General features: G+C 69.4%; 12 protein-coding genes. 1 reads left to right on the top strand and 11 read right to left on the bottom strand.

Translation table 11 applies throughout. The features are described 5' to 3' along the window. Positions 1-10: 10 nt before the first annotated feature. The 8 genes from MKL11_RS32315 to serA form a co-directional block, all read right to left on the bottom strand. Positions 11-898: a carbohydrate ABC transporter permease gene (locus MKL11_RS32315; RefSeq protein WP_243951353.1), complete on the bottom strand. Its 888-nt coding sequence runs from the start codon at positions 896-898 to the stop codon at positions 11-13. Beyond that, positions 895-1,845 (bottom strand): carbohydrate ABC transporter permease, encoded by a 951-nt coding sequence (locus MKL11_RS32310; RefSeq protein ID WP_243951351.1) that lies wholly within the window; start codon positions 1,843-1,845, stop codon positions 895-897. Before MKL11_RS32310 ends, MKL11_RS32315 begins: the two co-directional genes overlap by 4 nt. An 80-nt stretch (positions 1,846-1,925) precedes the next feature. Next, on the bottom strand, positions 1,926-3,176 hold the full coding sequence (locus MKL11_RS32305; RefSeq protein WP_243951348.1) for an ABC transporter substrate-binding protein: 1,251 nt from the start codon (positions 3,174-3,176) through the stop codon (positions 1,926-1,928). A gap of 95 nt (positions 3,177-3,271) precedes the next feature. Next, entirely contained in the window at positions 3,272-4,261 is a 990-nt protein-coding gene (locus MKL11_RS32300; protein ID WP_409565949.1) for a LacI family DNA-binding transcriptional regulator, read from the bottom strand. Between the two features lie 402 nt (positions 4,262-4,663). Continuing rightward, positions 4,664-5,227 (bottom strand): cytochrome b, encoded by a 564-nt coding sequence (locus tag MKL11_RS32295; RefSeq protein ID WP_243951344.1) that lies wholly within the window; start codon positions 5,225-5,227, stop codon positions 4,664-4,666. After that, entirely contained in the window at positions 5,224-6,279 is a 1,056-nt protein-coding gene (locus MKL11_RS32290) for a catalase family peroxidase (RefSeq protein ID WP_243951342.1), read from the bottom strand. Before MKL11_RS32290 ends, MKL11_RS32295 begins: the two co-directional genes overlap by 4 nt. A 206-nt stretch (positions 6,280-6,485) precedes the next feature. Then, positions 6,486-6,896, bottom strand: coding sequence for a lysozyme inhibitor LprI family protein (locus tag MKL11_RS32285; protein ID WP_243951340.1), 411 nt, complete (start codon positions 6,894-6,896; stop codon positions 6,486-6,488). After that, positions 6,893-8,116, bottom strand: a complete 1,224-nt coding sequence (serA, locus tag MKL11_RS32280) for a phosphoglycerate dehydrogenase (RefSeq protein WP_279600861.1) — start codon at positions 8,114-8,116, stop codon at positions 6,893-6,895. The genes MKL11_RS32285 and serA overlap by 4 nt, the downstream gene beginning before the upstream one ends. 241 nt (positions 8,117-8,357) lie before the next feature. Between serA and MKL11_RS32275 the strand changes: the two genes are divergently transcribed. After that, positions 8,358-8,630, top strand: a complete 273-nt coding sequence (locus tag MKL11_RS32275) for an usg protein (protein WP_243951336.1) — start codon at positions 8,358-8,360, stop codon at positions 8,628-8,630. A 166-nt stretch (positions 8,631-8,796) separates the two neighbouring features. Here the strand turns inward: MKL11_RS32275 and MKL11_RS32270 are convergent, their stop codons facing one another. The 3 genes from MKL11_RS32270 to MKL11_RS32260 form a co-directional block, all read right to left on the bottom strand. Next, positions 8,797-9,798 (bottom strand): 4-hydroxyproline epimerase, encoded by a 1,002-nt coding sequence (locus MKL11_RS32270; RefSeq protein WP_243951334.1) that lies wholly within the window; start codon positions 9,796-9,798, stop codon positions 8,797-8,799. 10 nt (positions 9,799-9,808) lie between these two features. Beyond that, complete coding sequence (locus MKL11_RS32265; RefSeq protein ID WP_243951332.1) at positions 9,809-11,059, bottom strand: NAD(P)/FAD-dependent oxidoreductase; 1,251 nt, start codon at positions 11,057-11,059, stop codon at positions 9,809-9,811. Between the two features lie 551 nt (positions 11,060-11,610). After that, positions 11,611-12,633: a glycosyltransferase family 2 protein gene (locus MKL11_RS32260; protein WP_279600860.1), complete on the bottom strand. Its 1,023-nt coding sequence runs from the start codon at positions 12,631-12,633 to the stop codon at positions 11,611-11,613. Positions 12,634-13,076 lie beyond the last annotated feature (443 nt).

Genomic DNA, 13,076 nt, shown 5'->3' with positions numbered 1-13,076 from the left:
GCGTCGTTCGTCACTTCACCGCGCCGGCCGTGAGGCCGCGGATGTAGAAGCGCTGCAGGGTGAGGAAGAGGAGCAGGCAGGGGATCATCATCACGGTGACGCCGGCCTGCACGGCGCCCCAGTCGACCGCGCCGTAGCGCCCGGAGCGGACCGCGTTCATCAGCACCGGCAGCGTGTACCGGCTCTGGTCGGTGAGGAGCACGAGGGCGGCCAGGAACTCGTTCCAGGCGTTGAGGAAGGCGAACAGGCCGACCGAGACGATCCCGGGCAGGATCAGCGGCCCCATCACGAAGACCAGCATCCGCAGGCCGGTGACGCCGTCGACGCGGGCCGCCTCCTCGATCTCCTTCGGCACCGCGTCGAAGGCGTTGCGCATCATGAAGACCGAGAACGGAAGCTGCAGCGTCGCGTAGAGGAGAATCAAGCCGGTCAGCGTGTTCTGGAGTCCGAGCTTCGCGAGGATCAGGAACAGCGGCGTCAGGATCGACTGGAACGGGATCATGATCGTCGACAGGATCAGGACGAAGGCGAGCTTCTTCATCGGAAAGCGGAACCGGGAGAAGCCGTAGCCGGCCAGCACGGAGACCAGGATGGTCAGGATCGTCGTGCCCAGCGCGACGAACAGGCTGTTGCCGGCGTAGTGCAGCAGGCCGTCGCCGAAGGCTTCGAGCCGCCCGTAGCTCTCGGTGCTGAGGCCGGTGGTCGGCCAGGGCGGCAGAGGCGGCGCCCCGGCCTCGGATGCCGGCCGCAGCGAGGCCAGGACCACCAGGACGATCGGCGCCAGGAACAGGGCGGCCACGACGGCGGCCGTCAGGTGGAACAGCGCCGCGTGGAGCGGGATCCCGGATCGCCGCGGGCGTGCGCGGTCCGGCAGGGATGGTTCGGCCGCGCGGGTCATCGTGCGTCCTCCCGGTCGCGCAGCAGGCGCAGCTGGATCACGCTGAGGACGACGAGGATCGCCAGGAGCACCATCGACAGGGCCGCGCCGTAGCCGAGGCGGAACGACACGAAGGACTGGTTGAAGATCCAGTAGACCGCGGTGATCGTCCGGTTCTGGGGGCCGCCCGCCAGGATGATGTAGAAGTGGTCGAAGGCCAGCATCGAGCCCGACACGCACAGGATCAGCGCCAGCGCGAACGGCCGCCGGATCAGCGGCAGCGTGATGTGCCGGAAGCGCTGGAGGAAGCCCGCGCCGTCGATCCGCGCCGCCTCCAGGTAGTCCGGCGGGATCGCCTGCAGGCCGCTCATCAGGATGACCATGTAGAAGCCGGCCATCTTCCAGATCACCATGATCGTCACCGACCAGAAGGCCGGCTCGAAGGTGGCCAGGAGGTTGACCCGGCCCTCGGTGAGGCCGAACGCCTGCGCCAGCGCCGAGAACAGGCCGCTGTCGACGTTCGACAGCCACGCCCAGAGCAGGCTCGCCGAGGCGAAGCCGATCACCACGGGCATGAAGAAGGCGGTGCGGTAGAAGCCGGCCATGCGCCGCGGCTTCTCCACGAGAAGCGCCAGGGCGAGGCCGACGAGCATCAGTCCGGCCGTCGCGGCCACAGTATAGCGCAGGGTGAACAGCAGCGCGTTCCAGAAATTGTAGTCGCTCCAGAGCGCCTTGTAGTTGGCCGTGCCGATCCAGCGCGGATTGCCCATCAGCGGCCAGTTGTGCAGCGACATCCAGGCGGTCATGCAGAGCGGCACCAGAAAGAACCCGACCACGAGGACGAGGGCCGGCGCCACGTAGACGAGGCCGGTCCAGTCGTGTCGGCGCCGGCGGCTCTTGCGGACCGGCGCCGGCACCGCGGGGGCGACGGCGGATGTGGCGGTGCTGGGTAGGGTGATCCCCGACATGGCGGAACGGCTTCCGGTGAGGGCTGATCGGGAGGCGCGGGCCGCGCGACGGCCGCCCGCGCTGTGCGCGGAGCAGGCCGTCAGGGGGCGGTGTCGATGATCGACTGCATGGTCTCCTGCGCGGTCCGGATCGCCGGCTCGACCGCGCCCGCGTCGCCGAACACGGCGGCGTTCAGCATGGTGTTCCAGGGGCCGTTGGCCGAATTGATCAGGTCGTTGCAGACGGGGGTGTAGGGCGTCCTGCCCCTGGCCATCGCGTCGGCGGCGATCAGGTACCGGCGGTCGAGACCGTCCAGCGCCTGCTTGGCGAGGTCAGCGCGGACCGGCAGCGAGCCGTTGCGGGCGAGCAGGGTCTGTCCCTCCAGCGAATAGGCGAATTCGAGGAAGGCCCTGATGCCGGCGATCTTCCTGGTGTCGCGCGACACCACCAGATTGTCGCCGCCCGCGAAGGACGACCAGCCGCCGTCCTTGCCCGGCAGGTAGGTCACGCCGTATTCGAGGTTCGGGTGCTGCGTGTTGAGGGCGCCGATGGCGAACGAGCCGGCCGGGGCGATCCCGACCTTGCCGGTGGCGAAGGCGGCGAAGAAGTTGGCGCCGGTATCGGTCTGCGCCCCGGCCGGGACCAGCCCGTCCTTGACCATCCCCCGATAGAGCGCGATCGCATCGCGCAGCTGCGGCGTGTCGAGCGTCGCCCGCTTGCCCCCATCGGCGAAGATGTCGCCGCCGGACGCCCAGATCAGCGGCGTGAACGTGAAGATGGAGCAGCCGCCGCAATTGCCGGAGAAGTAGAAGCCCTTGTTGCCCTGCCCGAGCGCGGTGATCTTCTCGGCGTCGGCCCGGATCTCGGCCCAGTTGGTCGGCCCCCTGTCGGGATCGAGGCCGGCCTGCCGGAACAGCGCCTTGTTCCAGACGAGGACCGACGCGTCGCCCGAGAACGGCAGGCCGTAGATGCGGTTCTCGTAGGTGCCCGTGGCGACGTGGGCCTTCGAGAGCTGGTCGAAATAGGGCAGCGCCTTCGCCAGGTCGGTGATGTCCTTCAACTGCCCGGCCGCCGCGAAGGCGGGCGTGTAGATCAGGTCCAGCGACAGGGCGTCCGGCGCCGTGCCGCCGGCGGCGGCCACCGCGTATTTCTGGACGAGCTCGTTCACCGGCACGATCTGCAACTCGGCCTTGTGCGCGCTCTGGCTCGCGTTGAACGCCTCGACGACCTTCGGCATGAAGGTCGAGCCGTCCGAGCGCACCCAGAGGCTGAAGGTTTCCGCATCGGCCGCGCCCGGCCCGGCGAGAAGGCCGGCCGCGAGGGCACCGAGCCCGAAGAACCACGTCTTCATATCCGTTCCTCCCTGTATCGTTGCCGCTTGTGCGGCGTCTTTTCTTGTCGTTGCCGAAGCCGCCCTTCGTTCGGGCGGGTCCGAGACCGGCTGCCCTACGGGCCGCCGCAGGAGCGGCGCGTCACCAGCCGGCAGGGCTGGCGCCGCACGCCGCGCTCCACCGGCTTGCCGTCGATCATGTCGAGCAGCGTCAGCCCGGCCTCGCGGCCGAGCCCTTTCAGCTCCATGTCGACCGTGGTGAGCGGCGGGCGCGCGGCCTGCGCGAACAGCTCCCAATTGTCGAAGCCGACCACGGCGACATCCTCCGGGACCCGCAGGCCCAGCAGCGTCAGCGCGTCGATCAGGCCGCGGGCGATCTGGTCGTTGCCGCAGAACACCGCGTCGGGCCGCTCGGCTCCGGCCGAGAACAGGCGCTGGCCGGTCTCGTAGCCGAACCGTTCCGACCATTCGCCGAACAGGGCGCCGCCGGGGCACGGGAGGCCGGCCGCGTCGAGCGCCCGCCGCCAGCCGGCCGCGCGCAGATGCACGGCCGCGAAACTCTCCGGGCCGGTGATGTGGACGATGCGCCGGCGGCCGAGCCCCGCGAGATGGGCGGTGGCGAGATGGGCGCCGCCCGCGTCGTCGGGCACGAATCCGACGCCGCCCTCGGGGCATTCGGCATTGACGTGGACCACAGGCATGCTGAGCGGAGGCAGCGTGATCGGAAGCCCGCGGTCGACCCGCTTGCCGGCGATCACCAGGCCGTCGACGCGCTTGTCCTCCATGGCCTCGAGATTGAGCCGCGCCCGCTCCGGATCGTCCTCGATGGCGCACAGGAAGACGGACACGCCGCGATCGGCCATGGCGGCCGACAATCCGGCGGCAACCGGCAGGGTGAAGCGGCCATAGGTGTCGTTCGTCAGCAGGCCGAGGGTGAAGGAGCGCTGGTGGACCAGCGCCCGCGCCATGGCGTTCGGCCGGAAGCTGAGACTCCGCGCCACCTCCTGCACCCGCTGACGCGTTTCCGGCGTCATCCGCCCGCGCGCGTTGAGCGCCTTCGACGCGGTGGCGACCGACACGCCGGCCGCCACCGCGACCTCGCGGATGGTCACGCGCGACGCGGTGTCCGGCACGCTCGCAACAGGGGCGGCATTGTCGGTCAGCGCTTCATCCTCCCTCGCCGGTTTCAGGCGCGCCCGCTTCACGAACGTGATGAGTGGCTGCGCGAGAAAAAACGTTTTCTCAGTGATGAAAAAACGGTTTCTCACGGGATCGGGAGGTTGTCAACGCGCTCGATGGGGCGCGGGGAGCGTCGACATCGAGGCGTGGGGGCCGGGACGATGGCGATTCGCGCGAACGGCCCGGGGCTGCACCGTCACGGGGACCGGATGTGTCGGGAGCGCCCTGGACGGATCGAGCACAGGCCGGAGGTGGAGCCCGCGGCGATGCTCTCGTCGGTGCGGCTCACCAACCGCGCGCCGGAGCGCCCTGCAGGATGTAGCGCCCGCTTACCGGGAGGACGGGCCGCCGGTCCGGGATCCGAGCGGGGCCATCGCCTCGAAGACGCCGTCCCGGCGAATCAGCGCGTGGAACAGGGCCGCCGCGACATGGGCCAGGACCAGGGCGAAGAACGCGAAGGCGAGGTAATAATGCGCGTTCCACAGCAGCGTGTGGAGCGCGGGGTTCTGCGGCAGGATCGCGGGCAGCCGTAGGCCGCCGTACAGCACCACCGGGTAGGCGCCGGCCGAGAGCATCGCCCATCCGAGCAGCGGCAGGGCGAACATGAGCCCGTAGAGCCCGTAATGGGACAGGTGCGCGGCGAGCCGCATCGGGGCCGGCAGGTCGGCCGGCAGGGGCGGCGCCCCGCTCCGCGCCCGCACCCCCAGCCGGACCAGGGCGAGGACGAAGATCGCGACGCCCAGGGTCTTATGGGTTGCGAGCAGCGGCACGTATGTCGGCATGACCGTCGAGACCATGCCGACGCCGATGAAGAACATCGCGATGATGCACGCCGCCATCGACCAGTGCAGCAGCCGCTGGCCGCCCGTGAAGCGCTTGCCGCCGGGTGTCATCGCGCCGCCTCCGAGGTGCGCTTGGGATAGTCCTTCGCCTCCGCGGTGCGCAGATCGTAGGAGCGCGCGTAGGCCGCCGAGCGCGCCGCCGGGAACGGGTCGTCGGAGACCCGGATGCCGTCCGGCAGGATCGTCGGATCGAAGTTGATGTCGCGGCACGGGCCGTCCGCCTCGGGCTCGATGCGCTGGACCACCAGGGTGCCGGCCTCGACGCTGCGCCGCCCCTCCGGCCAGGCCCGGCTCGGATCGGCGGTGGGGTCGCCGGGATCGGCCACGGTGAGGACCAGGGTCCAGCGCTGCGGCGCGGCCGCGACCCGGTCCGTGATCTCCTGCTCCAGAGAGGCGGGGCCGCGCTTGCCGAATGCCTCGGGCGTGATCCGCTCCGGTGGCGCCTCCGGACGGAACGACCAGCGCACGGCCTGCTCGGCCCCGGCCGCGTCGGTGAACAGGAAGGCGTCGAGGCTGTTGTAGGGCTCCTGCGCGTAGCTCGCGGTCCAGTCGGGGCTCTTGGCCCAGGCCCCGAAGGCGGAAAACTCCGGGTGTGCGGCGACGAAGGCCGCCATCGCGTTCGGCGCCTTGCTCGCGGGGACCCGCAGGAGCTCGTAGAAGGCTTCCGGGGTGGAGACCGGGAAGACCGGCGCGTTGATCATGGCGGCGCGCCACACCGCGCCATCGTCCGCCGTGATCTGCAGACCGAGGCCCCGCACCCGGACGGTGGTATCCGGCGCGCCCGGATCGGGGGTGCCGAGATTGAACCGCCCCAGGGCAGGATGGGCGCCGGTCTCGAAGACGCGGGCCCGTGAGAGCGCGGTGCCGTTGCCGTTGGCCGCGAACGATCCGGTGAAGCAGATCCCCTTGGCGTGGTTGCGCCGATACCCGGGAACCGGGCCGGTCGGCGGCGCCAGCGCGTCGACGAGCTTCGTCGGCGTCAGGCGATCGGGCGAGAGCCAGCCCGCCGTATAGGCGAGCGCCCCGGTCGCGCCGATGCAGATAGCCGCGATGACGGCGAGCGAGGCCAGGGTCGAGCGCGGGCCCGACGGCGGAAGCGGCATGCGCAGGTCTCCCTTGGACGTCGCCCGGCACCCGCCCCGGCGCGGCGGACGAGGCCGGCTGCGATTCGCGGCCGCGTTCGAGCGCCATCAGGCTGCCAGACATTTTGTATTCGGGAAAGTGAAGCTTCGCGCCTGGGCCGGATACGGGCCCTGATCGCCGAGCCGCGGGTTTCGCGCGGACGATTACCGGACTGCGCCGGGTCGGATCAGGGGCGGGCCGGCGTCGGGGGCCCGGACAGCCTGGCGCGCTGCTCGAGCACTTCCGTCCGCTGCTGAAGGTCCGAGAGCTCGAAGACCTGCGAATCGAGGAACGCCATCGAGCCGCCGTCCGCGGCACCGGCCAGCCTTCGCGTCTCGGCACGGTGATGTTCGAGCCAGGCCCGCTGCGCGGCGCGCAGGCTGGTCCGGCCGGCGGGCGTGGCGTGGGCCAGCACGGTTCGATAGGCCGCGTTCAGCCGCGCGTCCCACCGGGCGATCTCCTGCGCCCCGCATTCCAGCATGCGGGTGGATACGCCGCCGGATTGCTTGATGCAGGCCTCGAAGTCCTGGGCCCGCGCCGCCGCGGTCGAGAGCGCCAGGATCGCGAGAACGCGGGTTAGTCCGCGACCGGCGCTCACGCGGCCCGCGGAACGAGGTGCCGGGCGCGCACGGTGCCGTCGATGCCGCGGAGGGCCTGGAGAACCGCCTCCGCCTCCGGCCTCTGCACCGAGGCATCCACGACCACGTAGCCGAAATCGCCGTCGGTCTGCAGATATTGCGCGTCGATGTTGAGCGAGCGGCTCGAGAAGATCGTGTTGATCTTGCCCAGGACGCCGGGCACGTTCCGGTGGACGTGGAGGAAGCGCGCGCCGGACAGGCGCGGCGGCAATTGCACCTGCGGAAAGTTGACGGCGCCGAGGGTCGAGCCGGTCTGCGCATACTCGACCAGCTTGCGGGCGACCTCGGCGCCGATGCGGTCCTGCGCCTCCTCGGTCGAACCGCCGACATGCGGGGTGAGGATGACGTTCGGCAGGCCCTGCAGGGGCGACACGAAGCGCTCCGCATTGGATGTCGGCTCGACCGGGAAGACGTCGATCGCCGCGCCGCCGAGATGCCCCTCCCGCAGGGCGCGGGCCAGCGCCTCCAGGTCCACCACCGTGCCGCGGCTGTTGTTGATCAGGTAGGCGCCGGGCTTCATGGACCGGATCCGCTCCGCGTTCATGAGCCCGTGCGTCGCCGGGGTCTCGGGGACGTGCAGGCTGACCACGTCGCTCACGGCGAGCAGGGTCTCCAGGCTGTCCACGGGCTCGGTGTTGCCGTGCCGCAGCTTGTCGGTCAGGTCGTGGAAGACGACCCGCATGCCCATCGCTTCGGCGAGATTGGACAGCTGCGAGCCGATATTGCCGTAGCCCACGATTCCCAGCGTCTTGCCGCGGACCTCGAAGGATCCCGTCGCTGACTTGTCCCACCCGCCGGCGTGGGCGGAGGCCGAGCGCGGCAGGATGCGCCGGAGCAGCATGACGATCTCGCCGATCGTGAGTTCGGCGACGCTGCGGGTGTTCGAGAACGGCGCGTTGAAGACCGGGACGCCGCGCGCCCGGGCGCCCGCGAGATCGACCTGGTTGGTCCCGACGCTGAAGCAGCCGATGACGGTCAGATCCGGCAGCGCGTCGAGCAACTCGGCCGTGACCTTGGTCCGGGAGCGGATCCCCAGCACGTTGGTGTCGGCGAAGCGCGGCGCGTCGGTGACGCCGATGGCGTGGGACAGCTGCCGGACCTCGCCGAATCCCGCCTGCGCGAAGATCGCGTGGGCCGTGGCGGCGATGTTCTCGCTCAGGACGATACGTTCGGTGGGCAAAACCGGCACCTCGGTGGAAGGGATGCCGCAGATATCACGTTCCCCGCGAACGGGGGATGATGGCGAACCGCTTCCTTGAGGCGGCAAACCGCCTGGGTTAGCTTAGAGCCGTTCCCGATCGCGTTGCGATCGGGAACGGCTCTAAGTCTTTGATGTAACGCGCTCGCTTACGCCGAACCGGTATCCACGTCGGCGGCGAGCGCTCTAGCGTCTCGGTCAACCGGCTTGCGTGAGTTGGGTGATGGCGACCTCGAAGAAGCTGCCCTCCTGGATCGAAGGCTACAGCCTGACGACGGCGGAAATCCTTTATCATCTCCCCGATTATCCGCATCTTCTGCAGACCTTCGTCTGGCAGCAGCTGGATCTGTTTCCTCAATTGCCAGAATTGAAGAAATTCCTGGCGTTCTGGCAGCACCAGCTGGATGGCCCGGTGCATTCCGTGACGGTCATGCATTGCCAGCTCGTGAAGCCGGCCGAACTCCGCGCGGTCTCCGGGGAGTTCTTGCTGCACTGACGGCCGGCCGGTCCGTCACGGAACCGCGTGTGCTGCGCGGCCCGGACGCCGCCGCGCCGGGAAGAATTCCGGCGCGCCGCGGACCGAGCGCATGGGCGAAGGTGTCGCCGGGAAAATCGTTCCGTCTCCGCGTTCTCTGGACGCCGGCCCCTTTCGAGAGGCCGCGCTACGCCACCACGAAGCCGTGCGCGAACGGATCGCGGTCGTCGATGAAGATCGTGTTGATGCCGGTCTGGCGCGCCCAGCCGGCCACCGAGGGCACGATCGCCGGCATGTCGCCCACCGTCGTGGCGGCCTCGACCCGGCCGCGGAACAGCGAGCCGATGATCGACTCGTGCACGAAGTCGTCGCCGACCGTCAGCCGCCCCTTGGCGGCGAGCTGAGCCATGCGGGCCGAGGTACCGGTACCGCAGGGGGAGCGGTCGATCGCCTTGTCGCCGTAGAACACGGCGTTGCGGGCCTGGGCCTCGGGGTGGCGCGGGGCGCCGGTCCAGAGGATGTGGGACAGGCCGCGGATCTCCGGGTGCTCGGGATGGACGAAATCGTATTGGGCGTTGAGGGCCGCACGCAGCCGCGGCGACAGGGCGATGAGGTCCCCGGCGGAATGGTCCGCCATGTCCCGGAACCGCGTCTGCGGCTCGACGATCGCGTAGAAATTGCCGCCATAGGCGACGTCCACCACGATCTCGCCGAACCCCTCGACCTCCACGGTCAGTCCCTCGGCGTGGAGAAAGCCCGGCACGTTGCGCAGCCGCACCTCCTCCACGAAGCGGCCCTCCTGCCGGTAGGTGACGTCCACCTTGCCGGCCGGCGCGTCGATGGCGAGCTTGCCCTGCGCGCGCGGGGTGACGAGGCCGTTCTCGATCGCCATGGTGACCGTGCCGATCGTGCCGTGGCCGCACATCGGCAGGCAGCCGCTGGTCTCGATGAACAGGATCGCGACCTCGCAATCGGGTCGCGTCGGCGGATACAGGATCGCGCCCGACATCATGTCGTGGCCGCGCGGCTCGAACATCAGCCCGGTGCGGATCCAGTCGTAGGCGCGCAGGAAATGGGCGCGCTTCTCCAGCATGGTCTGGCCTTCGAGGATCGGGCCGCCGCCCGAGACGAGGCGGACCGGGTTGCCGCAGGTATGGCCGTCGAGGCAGGAGAAGGTGTGGTTGGCCATCGGGGGAGCCCTATCGGAAGCGCTGGGGCGAGAACGGCGTGAGATCGATCGCCGGCGGCGCGCCGGTGACGAGGTCGGCGACGAGGCGGGCCGTGCCCGCCGACTGGGTGAGGCCGAGATGGCCGTGCCCGAAGGCGTAGACGACGCGGTCCGTGGCCGCGGCATGGCCGATCGCCGGCAGGGAATCGGGCAGCGACGGGCGGAAGCCCATCCAGGGCCGGCCGCCCCCGGCGTTCAGCCCCGGCAGGAAGGTTTTGGCCTTGCGCAGCATCGCGTCCGAGCGCCGGAAATCCGGCGGCCGGTCGAGGCCGCCGAGCTCCACCGCGCCGCCGACCCGGATGCCGCACGACAGGCGCGTCACCACGAAGCCGTGGCCGCCGAAGGTGACCTGCGTGCGCAGGTCGAAGGCGCCTTCGGGCAGGGTGGTGTTGTAGCCGCGCTCGGTCTCCAGCGGGATCCGCTCGCCGAGGGTGCGGGCGATCCGGTGCGAGAACGCCCCGGCCGCGACGACGACCTGCGCGGCCATGCGGGTGCCGGCTTGCGTCACGACGGCGACGCCGTCTCCTGAGGGCCGGAGCGCCGTCACCTCGGCGCGCGCGATCGCGCCGCCTTCGTCCCGCAGGCGCTCGGCCAGGGCGAGCACGTAGGCTTTCGGGTCGGCGATCGAGAACCAGCCGGGCGTGAACGTGCCGTGGGTGAACCGGGGCGACAGTCCCGGCTGGATCGCCGCCATGGCGGCGGCGTCGAGGTGCTCGAACGCGATGCCGTGCTCGGCGCGCACCTGCCAGCCCGGCAGCGCCGCCTCGAACTCGGCCCGCCCCTCGTAGGCCTGGAGGTTGCCGTCCTTGCGCAGCATCGCCGATGTGCCCGTCGCCGCGAGGAACGGCTCCAGCGCATCCCGCGAACAATTCATGAGCGCGGTCTGGGCTTCCGTCGCCCGGCGGACGCGCTCCGGCGCGCAGGCCCGCCAGAAGCGCAGCATCCAGGGCAGGATCCGGGGCGCGTAGGCCGGCGGCACCGAGAGCGGCCCGAGCGGATCGAGCAGCCAGCGCGGCGCCTTCCTGAGGATCCCGGGCGAGGCCAGCGGCAGGATGTCGGTGAACGCGAAGGCCCCGGCATTGCCGGCGCTCGCCCCGGCCGCCGGGCCTTCCCGATCGAGCACCGTGACCGACAGGCCCCGGGCGCGCAGGGCCCGCGCGGCGGACAGCCCGATCACGCCCGCGCCGACGACGATGACGTCCCGCGGCTCCGGGGCCTCCATCCTAACGCGCTGCCCCTGGAAGCGGGCGCGTCGCGCGGGAGCGCCCGGCCATCGGAGGTTCACCCGACACCGCGACCCGGGCCCTGAAGCGGCGGTTGAATAAAGGCGTGGCGTCGGACATGCAGATCATCGGCGCTCCGAAGACGAGCCAGCCTATTTCAGGCCCCGCGCAGGCATCCGGATCCGGCACCGGTTCGGCGAAGCGTCCTGTCGATGTGCCCATCCAAGCATGTTCCGGGCCTGTCGGCAAAACCGGCGCGGAAGGATTGTCGCGCATGCGCCCGACAATCCGGGCGTTCGGCGATCATCGTCGTCGCGGCAGACTCGTCTTGCGCTCTGGTTCGGGCGTCGATCGGCGCCGGGATCGAAGGTCCCGGGCTCGGCCCTTCTCAAGCGCGGCGTCGAACCCGGCCCGAGCCGGGGGCTGGCGGAGGCTGTGCTGGACGGCACACGGAGCCGGACGCCAGCCAGCGTGGCCGGGAACGGGTGGTGATGTCCGGGGGGCGGGAGACGCGGCGGCGCTTCGGGGTCGGGTGACGGGCGGCCTGTCGTCAGCCGGACCGGGCCATGCCCAAGGTGCGGATGTTCGACATCACCGGCCGCCAGTTCCTCGTCAGGCGCGCTTCCAGAATCGATCTGATCGTGCTGAGCGGCAGAACCGTGCAGGCCAGCAGGAACAGCACGACGGACAGGCGCTTGATCGGGCTGTACCAGCGGGGGAAAGACGTGACCGCGATCACGATGCTCTTCCAGCCTATGCGTCTCAAGTCTAGAATATCGCAGTAATTGTTGTATCGGGCGTGCATATACATCGCGGACGGATCGCCGATCCGGCAGGATCCTTCCTTGTCGATCACGATTTTTCTCAGATGCACCAGTCGATCGACGAACCGTTTCTGGTGCCGTCTGAGGAGGGACGGGGTCGGCATCCGGTTGCTGCCGGATTTGTTCTTGCTGTGCAATCTGTAGCGACCGAGCGGCTCGGACAGGCTCAGGACGTCGCCGTAGAACGGTGCGGCCAGCAGCATGACGCCGTCGACGGCCGAATCGTAATGCGCGTCATCCAGGAGCGCGCACAGATCCCTGCGGAACACGTTGCCCGATGTCGGGGGTGATATGTAGGTCCCCGTCGTCTCGATGTCGTGGACGAACGATGTGCGACCCCGGGCATTCGCCAGCTTCGGAAAAGCGGTGCCGAGCGGCGTGCCGGCACTGTCGATGCGTAGCAGAGGAAATTGGATCTTCGCGACATTCGCGTCGAGATGACGAATTATCTTCTGTATCGAGCCAGAAACGAGTTCATCGTCCGCGTCCAGGAACAGGATGAACGGGGCGTCCGTTTTCGCTACGCCGTATCGGCATGCGCTGACCTGGCCGCCGTTCTCTTTCCGGAACGCACGAATACCGAATGTCTCGATCTCATCCCACGATCGGTCTGTCGATCCGTCGTCGACGACGAGGACATCGCAATGCGTCGTATCCTGGGAGAGCACGCTCGCGATCGAATTTCGAACGTAATCCTCGTAATTATGACAATTTATTATAATCGCAAGTTTTATTTCCTTCACTTCCATTTCAGTGACCTGTATAGATATCGCGCGGAATGTCTGTATTGAATCACGATGTATGTTTGATATTGCTATTATCCACACATCGAGGCTTTCGGTAAATACCCTCACGCCCAAATTAAGCCGGGATTAAAATGGTCCTCGATCAGCGTCTGCGCAGACGCGGGGTCTGGATTGCCGGAATCGGCTGACCGGTCCCGGAACACCGCACGACAGATGGAAGACGCCGGCCCGGCAGCGCTCCCCGTCGAGGCGGCGGCCGTCCCGGGTAGCTCGGCGGCCAGCGGAGGGCCGAACGAACACGTCGACGAAACGGCCGGCGGCCGGCGCATTTCTTCGCGTGATCGACCCGCCTCCGGCCCGCGAGCCGGACGCCGCGCGGGGAACGCGCGGGATCGCGCCTCCGCGGGCCCGGATTTCGGCGCGTTCTCCGCCGCGATCCGGCTCGC

The organism is Methylobacterium sp. J-077, from assembly GCF_022829365.1.
Taxonomy (GTDB): domain Bacteria; phylum Pseudomonadota; class Alphaproteobacteria; order Rhizobiales; family Beijerinckiaceae; genus Methylobacterium.
This window is presented reverse-complemented; position numbering and strand designations above follow the sequence as displayed.